At 73.4% G+C, this 19610-nt stretch carries 17 protein-coding genes; 10 read left to right on the forward strand and 7 right to left on the reverse strand.

Going from position 1 to position 19610, the window contains the following annotated elements:
• Nucleotide 1: 1 nt before the first annotated feature.
• Nucleotides 2–949: a LysR family transcriptional regulator gene (locus tag ACFVN5_RS03180; protein ID WP_376953175.1), complete on the reverse strand. Its 948-nt coding sequence runs from the start codon at nucleotides 947–949 to the stop codon at nucleotides 2–4.
• Nucleotides 950–1084: 135 nt separating this feature from the next.
• Between ACFVN5_RS03180 and ACFVN5_RS03185 the strand changes: the two genes are divergently transcribed.
• The 6 genes from ACFVN5_RS03185 to ACFVN5_RS03210 all read left to right on the forward strand — a co-directional run bounded on the left by ACFVN5_RS03185 (nucleotide 1085) and on the right by ACFVN5_RS03210 (nucleotide 7506).
• Nucleotides 1085–1207 carry a hypothetical protein gene (locus tag ACFVN5_RS03185; RefSeq protein ID WP_376953176.1) on the forward strand — a complete coding sequence of 41 codons (123 nt, stop codon included), beginning with the start codon at nucleotides 1085–1087 and terminating at the stop codon, nucleotides 1205–1207.
• A 179-nt stretch (nucleotides 1208–1386) separates the two neighbouring features.
• Nucleotides 1387–1959, forward strand: coding sequence for an orotate phosphoribosyltransferase (pyrE, locus tag ACFVN5_RS03190; protein WP_376953177.1), 573 nt, complete (start codon nucleotides 1387–1389; stop codon nucleotides 1957–1959).
• Nucleotides 1959–5366: a hypothetical protein gene (locus tag ACFVN5_RS03195; protein ID WP_376953178.1), complete on the forward strand. Its 3408-nt coding sequence runs from the start codon at nucleotides 1959–1961 to the stop codon at nucleotides 5364–5366. The genes pyrE and ACFVN5_RS03195 overlap by 1 nt, the downstream gene beginning before the upstream one ends.
• A 1-nt stretch (nucleotide 5367) precedes the next feature.
• On the forward strand, nucleotides 5368–6336 hold the full coding sequence (locus tag ACFVN5_RS03200) for a ribokinase (RefSeq protein ID WP_376953179.1): 969 nt from the start codon (nucleotides 5368–5370) through the stop codon (nucleotides 6334–6336).
• Complete coding sequence (locus tag ACFVN5_RS03205; protein WP_376953180.1) at nucleotides 6333–7265, forward strand: nucleoside hydrolase; 933 nt, start codon at nucleotides 6333–6335, stop codon at nucleotides 7263–7265. Before ACFVN5_RS03200 ends, ACFVN5_RS03205 begins: the two co-directional genes overlap by 4 nt.
• A 64-nt stretch (nucleotides 7266–7329) precedes the next feature.
• The gene (locus ACFVN5_RS03210; protein WP_376953181.1) at nucleotides 7330–7506 is read left to right on the forward strand and encodes a hypothetical protein; all 177 of its coding nucleotides are present in this window, start codon (nucleotides 7330–7332) and stop codon (nucleotides 7504–7506) included.
• 13 nt (nucleotides 7507–7519) lie between these two features.
• Here the strand turns inward: ACFVN5_RS03210 and ACFVN5_RS03215 are convergent, their stop codons facing one another.
• The 4 genes from ACFVN5_RS03215 to ACFVN5_RS03230 form a co-directional block, all read right to left on the reverse strand.
• Nucleotides 7520–8314 carry an HAD-IIA family hydrolase gene (locus ACFVN5_RS03215; RefSeq protein ID WP_376953182.1) on the reverse strand — a complete coding sequence of 265 codons (795 nt, stop codon included), beginning with the start codon at nucleotides 8312–8314 and terminating at the stop codon, nucleotides 7520–7522.
• A gap of 99 nt (nucleotides 8315–8413) precedes the next feature.
• A complete protein-coding gene (locus tag ACFVN5_RS03220; protein WP_376953183.1) occupies nucleotides 8414–8746 on the reverse strand; it encodes a UBP-type zinc finger domain-containing protein in 333 nt (110 codons plus the stop codon).
• The gene (locus ACFVN5_RS03225; protein ID WP_376953184.1) at nucleotides 8743–10389 is read right to left on the reverse strand and encodes an FAD-dependent oxidoreductase; all 1647 of its coding nucleotides are present in this window, start codon (nucleotides 10387–10389) and stop codon (nucleotides 8743–8745) included. The genes ACFVN5_RS03220 and ACFVN5_RS03225 overlap by 4 nt, the downstream gene beginning before the upstream one ends.
• Nucleotides 10390–10482: 93 nt before the next feature.
• Nucleotides 10483–11136 (reverse strand): metal-dependent transcriptional regulator, encoded by a 654-nt coding sequence (locus tag ACFVN5_RS03230; protein ID WP_376953185.1) that lies wholly within the window; start codon nucleotides 11134–11136, stop codon nucleotides 10483–10485.
• A 208-nt stretch (nucleotides 11137–11344) separates the two neighbouring features.
• Here ACFVN5_RS03230 and ACFVN5_RS03235 point away from each other — a divergent pair, with 208 nt between their 5' ends.
• A complete protein-coding gene (locus ACFVN5_RS03235) occupies nucleotides 11345–13852 on the forward strand; it encodes a rhamnogalacturonan lyase (protein WP_376953186.1) in 2508 nt (835 codons plus the stop codon).
• Nucleotides 13853–14014: 162 nt separating this feature from the next.
• Here ACFVN5_RS03235 and ACFVN5_RS03240 read toward each other — a convergent pair whose 3' ends face one another.
• Entirely contained in the window at nucleotides 14015–15472 is a 1458-nt protein-coding gene (locus tag ACFVN5_RS03240) for an Nramp family divalent metal transporter (protein WP_376953187.1), read from the reverse strand.
• Between the two features lie 205 nt (nucleotides 15473–15677).
• Between ACFVN5_RS03240 and ACFVN5_RS03245 the strand changes: the two genes are divergently transcribed.
• From ACFVN5_RS03245 to ACFVN5_RS03255, 3 genes are all read left to right on the forward strand, one after another.
• Nucleotides 15678–15989, forward strand: coding sequence for a hypothetical protein (locus ACFVN5_RS03245; RefSeq protein WP_376953188.1), 312 nt, complete (start codon nucleotides 15678–15680; stop codon nucleotides 15987–15989).
• A gap of 79 nt (nucleotides 15990–16068) precedes the next feature.
• The gene (locus tag ACFVN5_RS03250; protein ID WP_376953189.1) at nucleotides 16069–16737 is read left to right on the forward strand and encodes a TrmH family RNA methyltransferase; all 669 of its coding nucleotides are present in this window, start codon (nucleotides 16069–16071) and stop codon (nucleotides 16735–16737) included.
• Nucleotides 16738–16845: 108 nt separating this feature from the next.
• Entirely contained in the window at nucleotides 16846–18210 is a 1365-nt protein-coding gene (locus ACFVN5_RS03255; RefSeq protein ID WP_376953190.1) for a glucose-6-phosphate dehydrogenase, read from the forward strand.
• Here ACFVN5_RS03255 and ACFVN5_RS03260 read toward each other — a convergent pair.
• Nucleotides 18207–19601: an MFS transporter gene (locus tag ACFVN5_RS03260; protein ID WP_376953191.1), complete on the reverse strand. Its 1395-nt coding sequence runs from the start codon at nucleotides 19599–19601 to the stop codon at nucleotides 18207–18209. The two genes, ACFVN5_RS03255 and ACFVN5_RS03260, sit on opposite strands and share 4 nt — an antisense overlap.
• Between the last annotated feature and the right edge of the window lie 9 nt (nucleotides 19602–19610).

Below are 19610 nucleotides of genomic sequence, written 5' to 3' on the forward strand. Positions count from 1 at the left end.
CTCAGGCCTCCGCCATGCTCCCGCCACCTCGCGACGGATGCCCATAGGCCTGCTCGAGCCGGGCGGCCCGCGCCACGAGCACGTCGAGCACGGTGCGAACGGCGAGTCGCTCCGCGACATCCGGCCGCACCAGGGCGACGATCTGGCGCGCCGACGCGACGCCCCGGATCGGCTTCAGCACCATGCCGGGCGCGACCGGCCCCGACGTGAAGCGCGGCACGAACGCGATGCCGAGGCCGGCCACGATGAACGCCTCCATGATGCGCATGTCGCTGAAGCGCTGGCTCACGTGCACCCGCTTGCCGCCCTCCTGCTCGATGGCGTGCAGGATGCGCTCGAAGGGGAAGCCGGGAGGCACGCCGAGCCACGTCTCGTCGACCAGGTCGGCGGGCGTCACGTACGCCCGATCGGCCAGGCGGTGATCGGCGGGCAGCCCGATGTCGAGCGGCTCGGTGAGCAGGGGCACGGCCCGGAGCCCGCGACCGCCCCAGGGCAGGACGCCGGGCATGGTGTGGGCGAGCACGATGTCGTAGTCGGCGGTGAGGTCGGGGAACTCGGCGAGCTCGGGGTCGAGGTCGGTGCAGCGCACGACCAGGCCCGCGACCTGCGCGAGGTCCTTGAGCACGCTCGGCAGGAGGGTCGCGCCGACGGTGGGGAAGGTGAGGAGCGTCACCTCGCCGCTCGGGTGGTTGCGGAACTCGTCCCAGAGCGACGAGGCGCGCTCGAGCGCGATCGCGACGTCGGTGGCACTGCGGGCCAGCGCGTGCCCGGCGCTGGTGAGCACGAGCCCGCGTCCGCTGCGCTCCGTCAGCGGCATCCCGGCCTCGCGCTGGAGCACCTTGAGCTGCTGCGACACGGCCGACGGCGTGCGACCGGTGGCCTCGGCGACGGCCGTGACGCTGCCCCGTTCGGCGAGTTCCCTGAGCAGGTCGAGGCGGCGAACGTCCATGTAGCCAGACTACATCGTCGTTGAAGTATTGTGCGCTTGTGCTGCAAGGTTTCGAGCGTCAGAATTGAGGAGTCGAACACGTGCAACGGCGCATCCGTCGCTCGACGAAGCCACCTTCTCTTGAAAGGAACCATCGTGTTCACGCTCCTCGCCCTCCTCGGAATCGTCTCCGTCGCCGGCATCGTCGGCTCGATCGTCACCTCGGCCCGCGACGGCTACCGTCGCCAGCCCAAGGCGACCATCGCGCGCACCGCCTAGGTCGCGCGACACCCCTGGGCTCGCGCCCGGGAGCAGGGCCGCTGCGCGGGGGAGGGACACCCCGCGGGGCGGCCCTTCGTCGTCCTCGGCGAGACGCGAGGGCCGCGGAGGCCGCGCGGACCGGTGCCGTCGGGGCATCCGAACCTTCCTCACAGGCGGCGGAGTCGTAGAGTATTCGGGTGACCCTCGCCTCTCAGGACGCCAGTACCGACGCCCGCCGCCAGCTCATCGAGTACATCTCGGCCGACGCGGTGTTCCACGGCGACTTCACCCTGACCAGCGGCAAGAAGGCGTCGTACTACGTCGACCTCCGCAAGGTGAGCCTCGACCACCGCGTGGCCCCGCTGATCGGGCAGGTCATGCTCGACCTCATCGCCGATGTGCCCGACGTGGCCGCCGTCGGAGGGATGACCATGGGCGCCGACCCGATCGCGACCGCCGTGCTGCACCAGGGCGCGGCCCGCGGACTCGCGTACGACGCGTTCGTCGTGCGCAAGGAGCCGAAGGACCACGGTCGCGGCAAGCAGGTCGAGGGTCCCGACGTCGCGGGCAAGCGCGTCATCGTGCTCGAGGACACGTCGACCACCGGCGGCTCGCCGCTCAAGGCGATCGAGGCCCTGCGCGCTGCCGGGGCCGAGGTCGTCGCCGTGGCCGTGGTCGTCGACCGCGCCACGGGAGCTCGTGAGGTGATCGAGGGCGCGGGCGTCCCCTACCTGGCCGCGATCGGCCTCGAAGACCTGGGATTGGCCTGATGGAACGCGACGGACGCAACTCCGACGACGCCGCCGACTGGCTGCTCGCACAACTCGCGGCGGGCCCGGCGGCGCGTGACGAGCCGTCCGTCGCTCCGCCGCCCGCAGCCGCCGTGCCGGCCGCGCCCGAGCCGGTGATCCCGCCGCGCTCCATCGAGCCGGGTCCGCGCCGCGAGGAGGTGCTCGACTGGTTCTCGGTCGCCGAGCCAACTTCGGCGACGGATGCCGCGACGCGGGTGCTGCCGGTCATCGGCACCCCGCCCCAGGCTCCGTCGGCCCCCGCCGCCGTCGAGCCGCCCGCGTCGCCGCCGCCGCCCGCTACCTTCCCGCCTGCTGCTGCCCCGCTGCCGCCCGCCGGTTCCTCGCTGCCGCCCGCCACTGCGTTCCCGCCGGTCGCGCCTGCGCCGGTCGCCGAGCCGTCGTCGGGGCCTCCCGCGTGGAGCCCGCCGTTCACGGTCGGCCGTCCGGACGCGAGCGCTCCGATCGTTCCCGACTCGTCGGCTGTCCCGATGCCGCCGGCCGCAGACCCTGCTGATCCGCCGCCCGGCCCCGTGACGCCGACGGGCCCGTTCGCCCTCACCTGGGGGAACGGCGACCTCGACTCCGAGGACGCCATCCGCGCCGCCTTCCGCAACCTCTCCGAGCCGTCGCCGAGCGTTCCCGGCACCGCAGCGTTCGAGCCGTCGACGCCGGTGTCCGAGTCGCCCGTGCCGCAGCCGCCTACTGCTCAGCCGACCGCTCCTGAGCCGGCCGCGTTCGAGGCGCCGACGTTCGAGTCGACTGCGGGCGATGCACCGACATTCGGTCCGGCGGCCCCCGAGCCCGCCGGATCCGAGTCCGCCGCCTCCGAGTCGCCGTTCGCCGGATTCCCGTCGCCGCCCGTGGCGCGGCAGTCGTTCACGCCCGCCCCGGGGCTGACGCCGACGGCCGAGGAGCCGCCCGCACCGCCGGTCGTGACGCCGCGGCATCCGATCGCACCGTCGACCGCGCCCGCCGGCTGGGACGAGCTCGCCGCCCGCCCGGCACCGCAGGCCGAGCCGCCGGCCGTTGCGCCACCGCAGCCCGAGCCCGACCCCTTCGCGCCCGCCGCGCCGTTCGCGGCGCGGTCCGAGCCCGAGCCGTTCGCGCCACCGGCACCGACGAGTGGGCGCTTCGGCGCGTTCGCGACCGACACGTTCGGAGCCGAGGCCGCAGACCCGTTCCGCGCACTCATCGAGGCGTCGACGCCCCGTGATCCCGCGGCCCCGTCGGCGTCGCCGGTCGCCTCGCCCGAGCCGGCACCGGCGGCGTTCACGCCGTCGATCCCGAGCGAGAACACGACGCCGCGCGGCTTCCCCTTCATCGAGGTGCGCGGCGAGGCCGACGAGCCCGTCGTCGAGTCCGTGGCCCAGCCGGTGGCGATGCAGGCCGAGTCGGCCGCGAACCGCCGCACGCCGTTCCCCGCATTCGCGGCCGCGGCCGGCGACCGCACCGGCGGCGAGCCCGATCCCGGCGAGCCCGTCGACGACCTGCTCGCGGCGCTCGGCTCCGGCACGGCGCGACCGTCGCGCGACGACTCCTCCGGCCCGGCCGGCGGTGCCGATGACAGTGGTTCCGGAACGCCGCCCGAGCGCGGTGGTCCGCCCACGGGCGGCGGCTTCGACGCCCTCGGACTCTCGTTCGGCGACGACGAGGAGGACGAGGAGCCGGTCGACGAGGACGACAAGCCCCCCGCCCGACCGAGCATCCGCGAGCGCCTCTTCGGTCGCGGACGGAACGTGGACGCCCACGACGACGTTACCGACGAGGCGGCCCACGACGAGGCGGCCCACGACGAGGCGGCGCACGACGATGACCTGACCGGGGCCTTCGCGCCGCCGCCACCGGCCGCGGCTGCGCCGCCCGTCGCCCCGGCCGTGCCCCCGGTCGCTTCGCCGTCGGCGCCCACTCCGGCCCCGGCCGCTCCTGCTGCAGCCGAGCCGCCGCGGCCCGAGTCGCCGATCGCGCGCGAGATCGCCGAGACCGGCTACTTCTGGAACCTCACGCCCGACCCATCGGCAGGCGACCCGAACGCCGACGGGCCCGCGGTGGCCGACCGTACGAGCGCGTTCGAGGACGAATGGGCCGCGTCCGAGTCCGAGCAGCCGCACGACGCCGAGCCGTTTGCCGCCGAGCCCGTGCAGCCCGAGCAGCCCCAGCCCGAGCAGCCCGAGCCCCAGCAGCCCGAGCCCTTCCTGCGTGCCCCCCAGCTCTTCCCCGAGGAGCCCGAGCCGACCGCGGCCGAGCCCGTCGTTCCCGAGCCGATCGCGGCCGAGCCGATCGCGCCCGAGCCCGAGCCGATCACGCCCGAGCCGATCGCGCCCGAGCCCGAGCGTCCGACGTTCACCGCGTCGCTCTTCGTGACCCCGCCGGCATCGCAGCCCGAGCCCGAGCTGGACGCGGAGCCGAGCTGGTCGTTCGGCGACGACGTGCCCGACGAGTCGGCCGGCCACCGCGAGGACGCGCCGACCGCGATGTTCCCGTCGACACCGGCCGCGGGTCCGAACGCGACGGGCGGCCACGACGACGACCCGCTCGCCGCGCTCTTCGGTGCACGCCCCACCCCGCAGGACCGGCAGCCCATCGAGGACCCGTGGAACACGGGCTCCCCGTTCGGCGCGTCGGCCGGCACGTCCGCGCCCGCCGACCGGTTCGCCGCCGACGCCGGCCCGTTCGCCGCCTACGCGGCATCCGGAGCAGCACCGTCGCAGGCGCCCGCGCCGGCCGTGACCCCGCGCCCGGCCTCCGCGCCGCGCACCGGCGGCGGCTCGGGCGGCGGCTCCGGCACCGGCACGGGATCCGGCGGTTCGGGATCCGGCGGCGGCAACCGCACCGTGCGCACCCTCGCCTGGGTGGCCGGCGGCCTCGTCGCGGCGCTCGTGCTCGTCGGCCTGTTCTTCCTCGGCACGCAGCTGTCGGGCGGTGGCGGCGGCGAGGCATCCGCGCCCTCGGAGACGCCGACCCCGACGGAGACCCCGGTCGCGGCGCCCACGGCCCCGCAGCCCGCGGGCGTGCACCCGTGGAACGCGCTGTTCGGCGGCGAGTGCCTCGACCCGTTCGAGTCGGCCTGGGCCGAGGAGTTCACGGTCGTCGACTGCGCCGCCCCGCACGCGGCCCAGCTCGTGTACCGCGGCCAGCTGCAGGGCGACGAGGCGGCGCCCTTCCCGGGCGAGGCCGAGCTCGCCTCGCAGATGAACCTCCTCTGCACGGCGCCCGGCGTGATCGACGTCGCGGCGGTCGGGGGCGTCGAGGACCTGCAGGTCCAGGCCGCGTTCCCGGTGACCGAGGAGCAGTGGACCTCGGGCGAGCGCTCGTACTACTGCTTCGCGAACCGCGCCGGCGGCGAGCCGCTCACAGCCAGCATCGCCGGACCCGGACCCGCGGCGTAGCGTGGCGGCATCCGCTCGGGTCGTCGTCGTCGGCTCGCTCAACGTCGACTCGACGAGCTACGTCGAGGAGTTCCCCGAGCCGGGCGAGACGATCCGCTCGCACGGGTTCCAGGTCGCGCTCGGTGGCAAGGGATCGAACCAGGTGGTCGCCGCGCACGCGGTCGGGGCGTCCGTCGACCTCGTCGCGCGCATCGGCGCGGACGCCGCGGGCGACTTCGCCGTCGCGACGCTCGAGCGGTTCGGCCTCCCCACCGGCGGCATCGGTCGAGCGGCGGATGCCCCGACCGGCGTCGCCCAGATCACGGTCGCGGAATCCGGCGAGAACACCATCGTCATCACGAGCGGCGCCAACCTCGAGGTGACTCCCGACGTCGTCGACGCCGAGCGGGACCGGATCGCCGCGGCCGCGCTCGTGCTGACGCAGGGCGAGCTCCCCGTGGCGACGATCGATCGGGTCGCCGAGGTCGCCGGCGCGGCGGGCGTGCGCTTCGTGCTCAACCTCGCGCCGCCGGCGCCCGTCGCCGCCGCGACGCTCGCGGTCGCCGATCCACTCGTGCTCAACGAGCACGAGGCACGGGCGGTCGGCATCGGCACGGATGCCGTGGACGCCTCGCCCGACGCCTGGCGCGCCGCCGCGGCATCCGCCGTGGGACGCGTCGCGCGCTCGATCGTCGTGACGCTGGGCTCGGCCGGTGCCGTCGCGGCATCCGCCGACGGCTCGTGGACCGTCCCCGCGCCGCACGTCGACGCCGTCGACACGACCGGCGCAGGCGACGGGTTCACGGGCACCCTGGCGGCGTTCCTCGCCGAGGAGCGTTCGCTCGAGGAGGCGCTGCGGATCGCGGTCGCGGCGGGCGCCCTCGCGGTGCAGGCCCGCGGCACGGTCGACTCCTACGCGTCACGGGACGCCGTGCTGCGCGCCGCCGGGCTCGCCGACGACGACGGCAGCGACGGCGGGGCGACCCGATGACGATCCCCGTCATCATCGACTGCGATCCCGGGCACGACGACGTCTTCGGGATCTGGCTGGCGGCGGGGCATCCGTCGCTCGAGCTGCTCGCGATCACGACGGTCGGCGGCAACGTGCCGCTCGAGCACACGAGCCGCAACGCGCGCATCGCGCTCACGGTGGCGGGCGTGACCGACGTACCCGTCGCCGCCGGCGCGGCAGGACCGATCGCGCGGCGGCTCGAGACGGCGGAGTGGATCCACGGCGAGAACGGGCTCGGCGGCCCCGAGCTGCCCGAGCCCGCGATCGACCTCCATCCCCGCGGCGCGGTCGAGCTCATGACCGAGGTGCTGCTCGCCGCCGACGAGCCCGTCGCGATCGTGGCGACCGGTCCGATCACGAACGTCGGGATCCTGCTGCGCGAGCGACCGGAGCTCGCCGGCCGGATCCGTGAGATCGTCTGGATGGGCGGCTCGACGGGACGCGGCAACGTCACGCCGTACGCGGAGTTCAACGCGTGGGTGGACCCCGAGGCTCTCGCGATCGTCGTCGCGAGCGGCGTGCGCTTCACGATGGTGGGCCTCAACGTCACGCACTCGGCGCTCGTCACGGCGGCGGTGCGCGAGCGGCTCGCGGCGGTCGGCACGGCCACGGCGGCGTTCGGCGACGAGCTGCTCGAGTTCTTCTGCCGCACGAACGCCGAGGTGTTCGGCATGCCCGACGGCCCGCTGCACGACCCGGTCGCCGTCGCCGTGCTCGTCGACCCCGAGGTCGTGACGAGCGTGCACACCCGGCTCGACGTCGAGCTCGTCGGCACCGAGACGGCCGGCGCCACGAGCGTCGACCTCGACGGGATGCTGCGGCGCGAGCCGAACGCGTGGGTCGCGACGTCCCTCGACGTCGACCGGTTCTGGGACCTGCTCGACGAGGCGCTCGGCCGCCTCGCCTAGCGAAGCGTCGTCCCGGCGACCGAGCCCCACCCGCCGAGCCGCTAGGGTGTGCTCGGAGGTGCGTGTGGACTGGACGTTCTGGGTCGGTGCGGGTGTGCTGGTGGCGTTGTGGCTGCTGTTCCAGTGGCTGTTCTCCGAGCGGCGGTTCGCGCGCAAGGTGCGCACGCTCGACCGCGAGCAGGCCGAGGCCATCATGGAGGCCGAGGAGTACCGCCGCGAGATGAAGTTCTGGTTCCGCTGAGCGCGCTCGAGCCCTACAGCTCGGTCTCGGCCGGCTCGGTGACGAGCTCGTGCACGCCCGCGAGGATCTCCTCGGGCCGGAACGGGTAGCGCTCGATCTCGGCCTGGTCGCTGATGCCGGTGAGCACGAGCACCGTGTGCAGGCCGGCCTCGATGCCCGCCACGATGTCGGTGTCCATGCGGTCGCCGATCATCGCGGTGTTCTCGGAGTGCGCGCCGATCTTGTTGAGCGCCGACCGGAACATCATCGGGTTCGGCTTGCCGACGACGTACGGCTCCTTGCCGGTCGCCTTGGTGATGAGCGCGGCGATCGCCCCGGTCGCGGGCAGCGGGCCCTCGGCCGACGGGCCCGTGGCGTCGGGGTTCGTGACGATGAAGCGCGATCCGTTCCCGATGAGGCGGATCGCCTTGGTGATCGCCTCGAACGAGTAGTTGCGCGTCTCGCCGACGACCACGAAGTCGGGGTTCGTCTCGGTCATCACGAAGCCCGCCTCGTGCAGCGCCGTGAGGATGCCGGCCTCGCCGATGACGAACGCGGTGCCGCCGGGCAGCTGCTGCTTGAGGAAGTCGGCCGTCGCGAGCGCCGAGGTCCAGATGCGGTCCTCGGGCACGTTGAGCCCGCTCGCGCGGAGCCGCGCCGAGAGGTCGCGGGCGGTGAAGATCGAGTTGTTCGTGAGCACGAGGTAGGGCGTGCCCGAGTCCTCCCACTGCTGCAGGAGCTCGGCCGCACCGGGCAGGGCGTGGTTCTCGTGCACGAGCACGCCGTCCATGTCGGTCAGCCAGGCCTCGACCTCTTCACGTCGTCCCATGCGTCAAGCCTAGGGCGCGCACGTCACAGCCCGATGAACGGCGGATGCCGCGGGCGCTTCGCCTCCCGCACCGCCACGTCGAGCCCGGGACGTGCCGGCTCAGTGCAGTAGCGACTCCCAGTCCTCGGGAACCCGTCCCTCGGGCCCCGGCGCGGGTTGCTCCTCGGGTCGTGACAGCGGGGGGCTCAGCGGCACGCGCGGCGCCGACGACTCCGTGACGTAGTTCCAGAACCAGTGCTCGCCGGGCTCGAACGAGGTGGCCACCGGATGCCCCGTCTGCTCCGAGTGCCGGCGTGCGTGCTGCGCGGGGGAGGCGTCGCAGCATCCGACGTGCCCGCACTCGACGCAGCGGCGCAGGTGGAACCACCAGCCGCCGCCCTCGTCGCAGTCGCCGCAGCCGGTGCCCGACGGCGGCGGGGCGAGGTCGCTCACACGAACACCTCGGCCGCGGCGAGAGCCCGGTGCACGGGGGCGACGGCGCTCGACCCCTCGCCGACGGCGGCGGCGACCCGCTTCATCGAGCCGCGTCGCACGTCGCCGGCCGCGAACACGCGCGGCACCGAGGTCTCGAACGGCAGCGGCATGCGTCCGAGGTCGCGCCATGCGTCGTCGAGGGCGATGACGTCGGCACCGGTGTGCACGAATCCGGCCTCGTCGCGCTCGACGTCGGCGAGCCATTCGGTGGCGGGCTCGGCGCCGATGAAGCAGAACAGGCCTCGGCAGTCCACGGTGTCCTCGACCGCGCCGCTCAGCGTCACGCGCTCGAGGTTCTCGTCGCCGTGCAGGCCGACCACCTGCGTGCTCGTGTGCACGTCGATGCGGGCGTCGTCGACGATGCGGTCGACGAGGTAGCTCGACATCTGGCTGCCGAGCTCGCTCGCGCGCACGACGAGGCGCACGTGGCATCCGTTCGCGGCGAGCGCGAGCGCCGCCTGGCCGGCCGAGTTCGCGCCGCCGACCACCACGACCTCGGAGCCCGCCACCTGGCGGAGCTCCATCGTGGAAGCTGCGTAGTGGATGCCGGCGCCCTCGAACTCCTTCCAGCGGTCGAGTCCGAGCGAGCGGTAGGCGACCCCGGTGGTCACGATGACCGCGCGCGCGTTCACGACCGCGCCGTCGGTGAGCGTGAGGCGCAGGGCGCCGGTGTCGGACTCGAGTCGCACCGCCTCGCACGGGGCGACGACGCGGACCCCGAACTTGATCGCCTGCAGGGAGGCCTGCGCCGTGAGGTCGTCGCCGGACACGCCGAACGGGAAGCCGAGGTAGTTCTCGATGCGCGAGGTGGCCGACGACTGCCCGCCGGGTGCGACGGCGTCGAGCAGCACGGTGTCGAGGCCCTCGGATGCCCCGTAGATCGCCGCGGCCAGGCCGGCGGGCCCTGCGCCGACGACCGCGAGGTCGACGGTGGCGTCGTCCTCGGCGGCGTACGCGAGGCCGAGCAGCTCGGCGAGCTGGCCGGGGGTCGCGTGCGGGAGGTTCTCGCCCTGCACGATCGCGACCGGTAGGTCGTCGCGGGTGAAGCCGTGGCCAGCGAACGCCGCCGCCCGCTCTGGGTCGTCGGCGTCGACCCACGTGTGCACGAGGTCGAGGCGCTCGGCGTACCGCCGCAGCGCGACCGCCTCGCGCGACCGCTCGGATCCGATGATCTTCAGCGTCCATGCTGCGGGCCCGCGGCGCAGCTCCTCGCGGCGCGCCCAGAGGGTGCGGAGCATGAGGTCGCACAGCTCGTCGTCCTCGGCCATCATGCGCTGGAGGGCGTCGTGGTCGATGCGGAGCATCCGCCCGGGCTCGGCGACCCGGGCGGTGAGGAAGGCGCGCTGCCCGTTGAGGAGCCCGAGCTCGCCCACGAAGGTGCGCGGGCCGAGGTTCGCGATCAGGGTCTCGTCGATCCACTTCAGGGGATCGCGGACGACGTCGACGGAGCCGGACTCGACGAGGATGAGGTCGTACCATCGGTCGCCGGACGTGAAGAGGACATCGCCCGCTTCGGCGGGGATGGACACGCCGTAGCGCAGCATCCGCTCCCACTGCGCGTCGGTGAGTTCAGGGGTGATCTTGGGTGCCTTGTGTCCCATCACACCATCGTGCACGACGGAGGCGCGGAAGGGGAGGGCGTTCGTCAGGGGCGGACAACGGGCTCGATCGAGGCGGTGTCGGGTGCCGTCCGTTCAGGCGGTGACCCAGATGGCCGCGGCCGCGTCGCGGGCGATGGCGCGCGTGTACCCGGCGACGGCGACGGCGACGGATGCCGCGTCGGCCGCGTCGACGGCGAGCTCGCTGCCCGGGCCGACGCCGGCCTCCTCGAGCTCGCGTAGCACGGCGGGGTCGCGGTCGCTGATCCGGATGACGCGTCCGGTGTGCCCGACCGGCGCCTCGTCGAGGCGCACCGCGGGCTCGGTGACCAGCGTGCCGTCGGCGCCCGGGATCGCGTCCCCGTGCGGGTCGCGCACCGGTCGCCCGAGTCGGGCGTCGATCGCCTCGAGGAGCCGGTCGGAGATCGCGTGCTCGAGCACTTCGGCCTCGTCGTGCACCTCGTCCCAGCCGTACCCCATCTCCTGCACGAGCCAGGTCTCGATGAGGCGGTGGCGGCGCACGACCGCGAGCGCACGTGCCAGCCCGGCATCCGTCAGCCGCACCGCGCCGTAGGGCACGTGCGAGACGAGCCCGGCCGCGGCCATCTTCTTCACCATCTCGGTGACCGACGACGGCGCGACCCCGAGTCGGTCGGCGAGCACCTTCGGCGTGATGGGGTCGGGCTGCCACTCGGTGTGGGCGTACACCGTCTTGAGGTAGTCCTCGATCGCGGGGCTCGTGGCTGGCATCGGCCTCAGGATAGCGGGCGGCGCATCCTCCGGTCGTCGAGTAGCGCCCGGCGCAGCCGGACGCGTATCGAGACGCATGGCCCGCACCGCCCGATTCGTGTCACTCGTCCGACTGGGACTTGACCGTCCCTCGTCAGGGGGATAGTTTCGATCCCGCACGGAAAGCGCTATCCCACACCGGGTCACCAGCCCAGAGAAGGATTCGACGATGAATCTCGGACACCATCCGTTCCGCGCAGCGCTGGCGGTCGCCGCCGCCGGCTGCCTGATCGCCGGCGTCGCGCAGCCCGCGACCGCCGCACCGCCCGACTCCGTGCCCACGGGCGTCCCGCAGCTCGAGGCCCTCGACCGAGGCCTCGTCGCGGTGTCGACCGCTCAGGGCGTGTTCCTCAGCTGGCGCCTCCTCGCCTCCGAGGCGACCGGCGCCACCGACACCGGCCTGGCCGGTCCCGACTTCGCCGTCTACCGCGACGGCGTGAAGGTCGCGACCGTCACCGACAGCACGAACTACGCGGATGCCGCCGGCACCGCGACCGCGCAGTACACCGTCGCGCCCGTGGTGAACGGCATCGAGCTCGCGGCATCCGACCCCGTGACCGCCTGGGCGCAGGGCTCCCACGACCTGCCCCTGCATAAGCCCGCCGACGGCGTCACCCCCAAGGGCGAGGCCTACACCTACTCGGCCAACGACGTGTCGGTCGGCGACGTCGACGGCGACGGGCAGTACGAGTTCGTCGTGAAGTGGGACCCCTCGAACTCGAAGGACGTCTCGCAGCGCGGCTACACCGGCCCCGTCTACCTCGACACGTACGAGCTCGACGGCACGCTGCTCAACCGCCTCGACCTCGGCGTGAACATCCGCGCCGGTGCCCACTACACGCAGTTCCTCGTGTACGACTTCGACGGCGACGGCCGCTCGGAGACCATGCTGAAGACCGCGCCGGGCACGAAGTCGATCCGCTACGCGGCCGACGGCTCGGTCGCGGGCGAGGCCTTCGTCACGATGCCCGAGGAGGACGTCGAGGCGGGCTACGCGCACACCGACGACTACCGGTTGAGCGCCGCCGGCTACCAGGACCACCTCGTCGAGATGTTCCAGGGCTGGAGCGAGCGCCCCGAGGTCGTGTCCGGCCAGTGGCCGGCGACGCTCGAGCAGGCATGGGGCGTGCCGGTGACGCACGAGTACCCGCTGACGCGCGAGAGCGCCGAGGAGCTCGCGGACTACTTCATCGACGTCTACGCGCCGAGCCGCAGCGCCAACAACCGCCTGCGCGAGTTCGAGGGGTTCATCGTCGACGGGCCCGAGTACCTCACGGTCTTCGACAGCGCGACGGGCGAGGAACTGCAGACGATCCCCTACAAGCCCGGCCGCGGCGACGACGGCCTGCTCTGGGGCGACTACGCCATGACCCGCATCGAGCCCGGCAACCGGGTCGACCGGTTCCTCTCGGGCGTGGGCTACTTCGACGGCCAGCACCCGACCGCCGTGTTCGCGCGCGGCTACTACACGCGCACGACCGTCACGACCTACGACTGGGACGGCACGCACCTGAAGGAGCACTGGTTCGTCGACAGCGGCCACGTGCCCATGACGAACCCGTTCAACGACTCGCCCCACGGACGAGACGGCACGAACCCCGAGTACGCGACGATCACCACGCAGGGCGACCACTCGCTGAGCCTGGCCGACGTCGACGGCGACGGGAAGCACGAGCTCGTCTACGGCTCGGCCACCATCGACGACGACGGCAGCCTGCTCTACAGCTCGTTCGGCGTGCTTCCTGCGGGCAGCGCGGCGCCCGGCCAGAACGCCCGCCTCGGGCACGGCGACGCCATGCACGTCGCGGACATCGACCCGGCGCGTCCGGGCCTCGAGGTCTGGACGGTGCACGAGGGTGCGACCTCCGCGCCGTACGGCTCCGCGATGCGGGATGCCGCGACGGGCGAGGTGCTCTTCGGCGAGTACTCCGGTCGCGACACCGGCCGCGGCATGATCGGCGACATCCTGCCCGAGGTGCCCGGCATCGAGAACTGGGGCATGCGCCTGCGCGCGGCCGACGGCACCGTGATCCCGGGCGGTTCGCCGGGTACGAACATGTCGATCCGCTGGTCGCCCGACCTCACCACGCAGGTCGTGAACGGCAGCGGCAACCAGACGACGACCATCGACGACTGGAAGCGCGGTCGCGTGCTCACCGCCACGAACACGCGCACGAACAACGGCACGAAGGGCAACCCGTCGCTCGTCGCCGACGTGTTCGGCGACTGGCGCGAAGAACTGCTCGTGCGCACGGCGGACTCGAGCGCGCTGCGGATCTTCACCCCGACCGAGATCACGACGCACAAGCTGACGACGCTCATGCACGACGTGCAGTACCGCGCGGAGACCGCGCGCCAGCAGACCACCTACAACCAGCCGGCGTACACCTCGTACTACTTCGCGAGCGACCTCGACTGGTCGAAGGTGCCGGTGCTCACCACCCCGGCCACGCCGGGCGAGCCGACGTTCAAGGATCGCCCCGGCACGGCCCACGACGAGGTGCAGGTGCCGAAGAACATCGCCGGCATCACGTACTACGTGAACGGCGAGGAGGTCACGTCGGCGAACGGCAAGGTGCGCGTCACCGGCGAGGCCACCGTGGTGGCCGTCCCCGCCGCCTGGTACTCCATCGCCGAGGGTTCGACCTCGCAATGGAGCGCCGACTTCGACGACTGACGTCGTCGCAGCATCCGGGTGACGGATGCGCCGGTTCCCCCTCCGGCCGCATCCGTCATCCGGCTCGAGACGACCGCCCCGGGTTCCGCAATTCCGTGCCGGCACCCGGGGCGGTCCCCCATGTCGCGGCGGTTGTGGGCCGTTGCCGCGACGACCGCGGCGCTAGGCGCCGGTGAACACCAGCCAGAGCAGCACGGCGTTGAGCGTGATGAGGAACACGGATGCCGCGATGCCGGCCGCCGTCGTCGCCCAGTGGTTGCGCCACCGGCCGAGCACGCCCGCCTTCGCGGTGAGCGCGACGAGCGGCACGAGCGCGAACGGGATGCCGAACGACAGCACGACCTGGCTGAGCACGAGGGAGAGCGTCGGGTCGAACCCGAGCCAGAGGATCGCGAGCGCCGGCACGAGCGTGACGAGCCGGCGGAGGATGAGCGGCACGCGAACGCGGAGCAGGCCGTACATGATCTCGGCGCCCGCGTAGGCGCCCACCGAGGTCGACGCCAGGCCCGAGGCGAGGAGGCCGACCGCGAACAGCGTCGCGATGACCGGGCCGAGCGCGACGCCGAGGGCGTCGTACGCCCCCTCGAGCGTGTCGGTCCCCTCGACGCCCGAGAGGTTCACGGCGGCGAGCAGCAGGATGCAGAGGTTCACGGTCCCCGCGATCGCCATCGCGATGGACACGTCCCAGCGCGTCGCCCGGAGGAGCCGGTTCGTCGGCACGGCGGTCGCCGTGCCGGGCAGGAGCTCGGGCGAGGCATCCGTGCCGCGGCGGATGCCGAAGCCGTGCCACGGGCCGTCGACGCGTGCGCCCGCCTGCTCGCCGCGGTGGGTGGCGAAGCGGTCGCGGCTGAGCGCCGAGTGGGCGTAGATGGCGTGCGGCATGATCGTGGCGCCCAGGATCGAGGCGGCGAGCAGCACCGAGGTGGCGCCGTCGAACCGCGGCACGAGGCCCGAGAGGATGCCGGCCGGGCTCGGCGGCGCGATGAAGACGCCGACCGTGAAGCCGATGGCGATGATCACGAGCAGGCCCATGATCACGAACTCGAAGGTGCGCGGACCGCGCCGCGACTGCAGCACGAGCAGCACGATCGAGACCCCGCCCGTGATGAGCCCGCCCCAGATGAGCGGGACGCCGAACAGCAGGTTGAGGGCGACCGCGCCGCCGATGACCTCGGCGAGGTCGGTGGCCATGGCGACCAGCTCGGCCTGGAGCCAGTACGCCCGTCGTCCCCACGGATTGCGGATACGGCCACCGAGCACCTCGGGGAGGCTGCGTCCGGTGACGATGCCGAGTTTCGCCGAGAGGTACTGGATCAGCCACGCCATGACGTTGCCGAGCACCACGACCCACACGAGCAGGTAGCCGTACTGGGCGCCCGCCGTCATGTTGCTCGCGACGTTGCCGGGATCGAGGTAGGCCACGCCCGCCACGAGCGCGGGGCCGATCAGCCACGCGAGGCGCGGGATCGTGGGACGCCCAGGGGTTCGGAGCGTGCGCGGCGGGGTGGCCTCGTCGGCGCCGGCGGCGACCTCGCTGCGCGGCTCGGCGTCGAGCCCGGCGGGCGCCGGGTCGGTGTCGATCGGGGGCCGCGTCGCTGCGGCATCCGGAGATTTCGGCATACCGAAAGATTACACGGATTTCGGTCTGCCGAAACCCTGCCACCGCGTGTCGCTCGGCCTCGCGATGTCACCCGGACGCGGGTAACCGGCTGAGGTGGTTGAGGAGTAGGTTCCGATGCATCGGGCGATCTCCCGGGGGCCGCACGCCCCTGCCGAACAGGGACGGGCCGATGATCGCTCGTGGCTCCACAGAGAGGTGAGAACCATGAAACGAGCTGTGATCGGATGCATCGTCGCACTCGGCCTCGTCGTCGGCGGTGGCGCCGGCGCCGCCTTCGCGGGCGAGAACAACGGCAAGGGCGGCCCGGTCCCGGGCGCAGACCGGGCGAACTCCGCCTGCGCCTTCTCGGGGAGGGACCTGCCCGACGCCATCGAAGGCAACCCGCCCGGCTTCGACGACGACGCCGTCACGGGCGGACACGTGCAGAGCTACGGCATGTACGTGCGCGCCGGGCTCAAGGGCGAGGTCCCGAGCCCGGGTGACGCCTGCCGCGGTGGCGTGCCGTTCCCCGGATAGACGCGATCCGTCCGATCCACCCGACGACCCCGGCATCGCGCCGGGGTCGTCGCCCGGTCGGCGCGGGTAGCGTTGCAGCGTGACCCACGAGACCGACGCGCCCGCGGCCGGCGCCGACGAGGCGCACGACGAGCCCACCGTGCCGCAGGGCGTCGGGCCGTGGCCCGGGGGTCGCGACGCGTGGCCCGACGACCCGCGGTTCGATCCCGAGCTGCTCGAGCACGGCGACCGGCGCAACGTCGTGGACCGCTACCGCTACTGGCGCCTCGATGCGATCGTCGCCGACCTCGACACGCGGCGGCATCCGTTCCACGTCGCGATCGAGAACTGGCAGCACGACCTGAACATCGGCTCGATCGTGCGCACCGCCAACGCGTTCGCCGCCGAGACCGTGCACATCATCGGCCGCCGCCGCTGGAACAAGCGCGGCGCCATGGTCACCGACCGCTACCAACACCTGGCGTACCACCCCGATGTCGCCGACTTCGTCGTGTGGGCCCGCGAGCAGGGGCTGCCGGTCATCGCCGTCGACAACGTCGAGGGCTCGGTGCCGGTCGACGACGTCGAGCTGCCCGAGCGCTGCGTGCTGCTCTTCGGCCAGGAGGGCCCCGGGCTCAGCGCCGAGGCGCTCGCCGCCGCCCACCTCGTCGTCGAGATCACGCAGTACGGATCGACCCGTTCGATCAACGCGAGCGCGGCCGCGGCGATCGTCATGCACGAGTGGGTGCGCCGGCACGCTCGTCGCTGACCGCGCCTCCGCTGTCAACCCCATCGCCGTCCGGGGCGCCCACGTCGCGCGCGTCATACCGTGGGAGGGCCCGGCCCGTTCGAGGCCGGCCGGCAGGAGGGAAGTCCGATGGCGGCATCCGAGACGCTGCTCATCCTGGGCGCCGACGGCGACCTGACGAAGCGCCTGCTGCTGCCTGGCCTCGGCACGCTCCTGGCGGCGCACGACGAGGACCTCGAGGTCATCGGCTCGGGCCTGCACGACCTCGGCGAGGCGGAGTGGCGCGACCTCGTCCGTGCCGCGTTCGAGGCCGTGCTCGAGCCGCGTCGTTCCGAACTCGTGTCCTCATCGCGGTACGTCCGCGCTGATGCGACCGACCCCGACGCGCTCGCCCGGCTGCTCGCCGAGTGCACCGGCGTGCCGGTCGTCTTCTTCGCGCTGCCGCCCGCGGTCACGGCGGAGGTGTGCGCGGTGCTCGAGCACGTGCCGGTGCCCGAGGGCACGCGGCTCGCCCTCGAGAAGCCGTTCGGCGTCGACCGCGACAGCGCCCGGCGGCTCAACGAGCTCCTCGCGCGCATCGTCCCGGAGCGGCAGGTGTACCGGATCGACCACTTCCTCGGACGCGCGACCGTGTTGAACATCCTCGGCACCCGCTTCGCGAACCGCATGATCGAGCCGATCTGGCACGGCGGCGTGATCGACCGGTTCGAGATCGTCTACGACGAGACCCTCGCGCTCGAGGGCCGCGCCGGCTACTACGACGGCGCGGGAGCGCTCGTCGACATGATCCAGAGCCACCTGCTCGTCGTGCTCGCGCTCCTGGCCATGGATCCGATCGACCGCGTGGACGAGGTGGTGCTGCGCGACGCCATGGCCCGCGTGCTGCGGGACACGGCCGTGTGGGGCGGAGACGCGGCCGCCGCGAGTCGCCGGGCCCGCTACACCGCGGGCTCGATCGACGGTCGCCGGCTGCCCGCGTACGCCGACGAGGAGGGCGTCGATCCGGCCCGACGCACCGAGACGCTCGCCCAGGTGGTGGTCGCCATCGACACCGAGCGTTGGCGCGGCGTCCCGTTCCTGCTCCGTTCGGGCAAGGCGCTCGGACGCGGCCGGAAGGTCGCACGCGCGGTGTTCCGCCCCGCAGAGCCCATCGAGGGCCTCGCGGGCCGGCCCGGCGCCGACTGGATGGAGCTCGACCTCAGCTCGGGAGAGGTGGAGATCGGGCTGACGATGAACGGCGGCGGCGATCCGTTCGAGCTCGAGCAGACGACCCTCGTCGCGCACCAGGTCCCCGGTGCGCTCCTGCCCTACGGCGAGGTGCTGAGGGGCATCCTGGGCGACGACCCGACGCTGTCCATCCGCGGCGACGTCGCCGAGGAGTGCTGGCGCATCGTCGAGCCCGTCCTCGCCGCCTGGAGGAAGGATCAGGTGCCGCTCGAGGAGTACGAGGCGGGATCCGACGGCCCGGCAGGCTGGTCGGCGACGCCGGGCTAGGGCACCGCCGGGCAGGCGATCGTCTCGTCGCTGGCCGGGGCCGGCACCCGGTCGTCGAGGGATGCCGCGATGCCGGCCGTGTCGACCTCGCTCGCCGCCACGGATGCCGCGGCATCCGCCCGCGCCCGCCGCCGCGCCGACCGGATCACGAGCAGCCCTGCGGCCGCGATCACGACGACGACGATCGCCGTGCCGCCGAACAGGACGAGCGGCCCGCCCGACTCGTAGGCGATGCCCGAGAGGGCGGCCGCGATCGTGGCCGTGAGCAGACCGAACGCACGCATGAGCCCCTGCGACGCGCCGGCACGGGCGGCCGGCACGGCCTGCGCCATCGCGGCCGCGGCGCCGATGAACGCGAGCGCCTGACCGCTCGACTCGACGAAGCCGACGCCGGTGGCGACCCACGGATTGCCGATGACGCCGTACAGCGCGACGATCGGCACGAGCACGACGGCTCCGCGCACGTAGGCCGAGACGCCGCCGCGACGGTCGGCGAGCCGACCCGCCCAGCCCGCGACGAGCGCGAACGGCACGGCGAACAGCGTGTAGCTCAGCGCCGTGAGCCACTCGCTCGCGCCGATGTCGGCCATGAACCGCGGCCAGATTCCGTCGTACGCGCCGGTCGGCACCATGACCGCGCCGTAGAGCAGCAGCACGCCGACCACCATCGGCGACCGCAGCAGGTCGAAGCTCACCCGCGGCGGTCGAGCTGCAGGGTCCACGGATGCCGCGGCGGAACCGCCCCCGGCTGCACGCGCCTCGGCGGCTCCCGCCGCCTGGCCCGCCGCCGCGGCATCCGGGTCGGTGCGCTCGCGGAACGCGAGCAGGACCGGGGCGACGCCGATCAGCACCACCGCGCCCGACCAGGCGAGGATCGCCGCGGGCGACGCGAACGCGATCGCGAGGCCCGACGCGAGCGGGCCGAGCGCGATGCCGGCCAGCTCGGCGGCGCCGAGGCGCCCGAGCGCCTCGCCGGCGCGCGCCGGATCGGCGCGCACGAGCAGCGCGCTCGCCGCGGCCATGAAGACGCCGAGGCCGAGGCCGCCGAGTGCACGACCGGCGATGAGGTGCCAGCTCTCGGTCGCCATGGCCGAACCGAGGAGTGCGGCGGTCATGAGCACGACCCCGGCGACGCCCATGGTGCGGGCGCGACCGCGGTCGGCGAACGGTGCGACGAGGAGCTCGGCGGCGAGGGACGCCGCGAAGCCCGCCGCGGCGACGAAGCCGATGTCGGCCGTGGAGATGTCGAGCTGCGACTGGAGCGTGGGCAGCAGGGGGAAGATGACCATGGCGCCCGACGACATGAGCACGGTGGCGGCCACGACGCCGGCCGTGAGACGACGGCGGTGACGATCGATCGCGTCGAGCGCTGGACCCCTTCTTGTCCACATGGATAACAC

This window comes from Agromyces sp. NPDC057865 (genome assembly GCF_042796995.1).
Taxonomy (GTDB): domain Bacteria; phylum Actinomycetota; class Actinomycetes; order Actinomycetales; family Microbacteriaceae; genus Agromyces.

What these genes read in the sequence shown, in the direction of transcription:
- ACFVN5_RS03195 (WP_376953178.1), top strand. Translation starts at nt 1,959, where the DNA reads ATGGAACGCGACGGACGCAACTCCGACGACGCCGCCGACTGGCTGCTC.
- ACFVN5_RS03255 (WP_376953190.1), top strand. Translation starts at nt 16,846, where the DNA reads ATGGCGGCATCCGAGACGCTGCTCATCCTGGGCGCCGACGGCGACCTG.
- ACFVN5_RS03215 (WP_376953182.1), bottom strand. Translation starts at nt 8,314, where the DNA reads ATGGGACGACGTGAAGAGGTCGAGGCCTGGCTGACCGACATGGACGGC.
- ACFVN5_RS03205 (WP_376953180.1), top strand. Translation starts at nt 6,333, where the DNA reads ATGACGATCCCCGTCATCATCGACTGCGATCCCGGGCACGACGACGTC.
- ACFVN5_RS03245 (WP_376953188.1), top strand. Translation starts at nt 15,678, where the DNA reads ATGAAACGAGCTGTGATCGGATGCATCGTCGCACTCGGCCTCGTCGTC.
- ACFVN5_RS03260 (WP_376953191.1), bottom strand. Translation starts at nt 19,601, where the DNA reads ATGTGGACAAGAAGGGGTCCAGCGCTCGACGCGATCGATCGTCACCGC.
- ACFVN5_RS03230 (WP_376953185.1), bottom strand. Translation starts at nt 11,136, where the DNA reads ATGCCAGCCACGAGCCCCGCGATCGAGGACTACCTCAAGACGGTGTAC.
- ACFVN5_RS03180 (WP_376953175.1), bottom strand. Translation starts at nt 949, where the DNA reads ATGGACGTTCGCCGCCTCGACCTGCTCAGGGAACTCGCCGAACGGGGC.
- ACFVN5_RS03235 (WP_376953186.1), top strand. Translation starts at nt 11,345, where the DNA reads ATGAATCTCGGACACCATCCGTTCCGCGCAGCGCTGGCGGTCGCCGCC.
- ACFVN5_RS03225 (WP_376953184.1), bottom strand. Translation starts at nt 10,389, where the DNA reads ATGGGACACAAGGCACCCAAGATCACCCCTGAACTCACCGACGCGCAG.
- ACFVN5_RS03240 (WP_376953187.1), bottom strand. Translation starts at nt 15,472, where the DNA reads ATGCCGAAATCTCCGGATGCCGCAGCGACGCGGCCCCCGATCGACACC.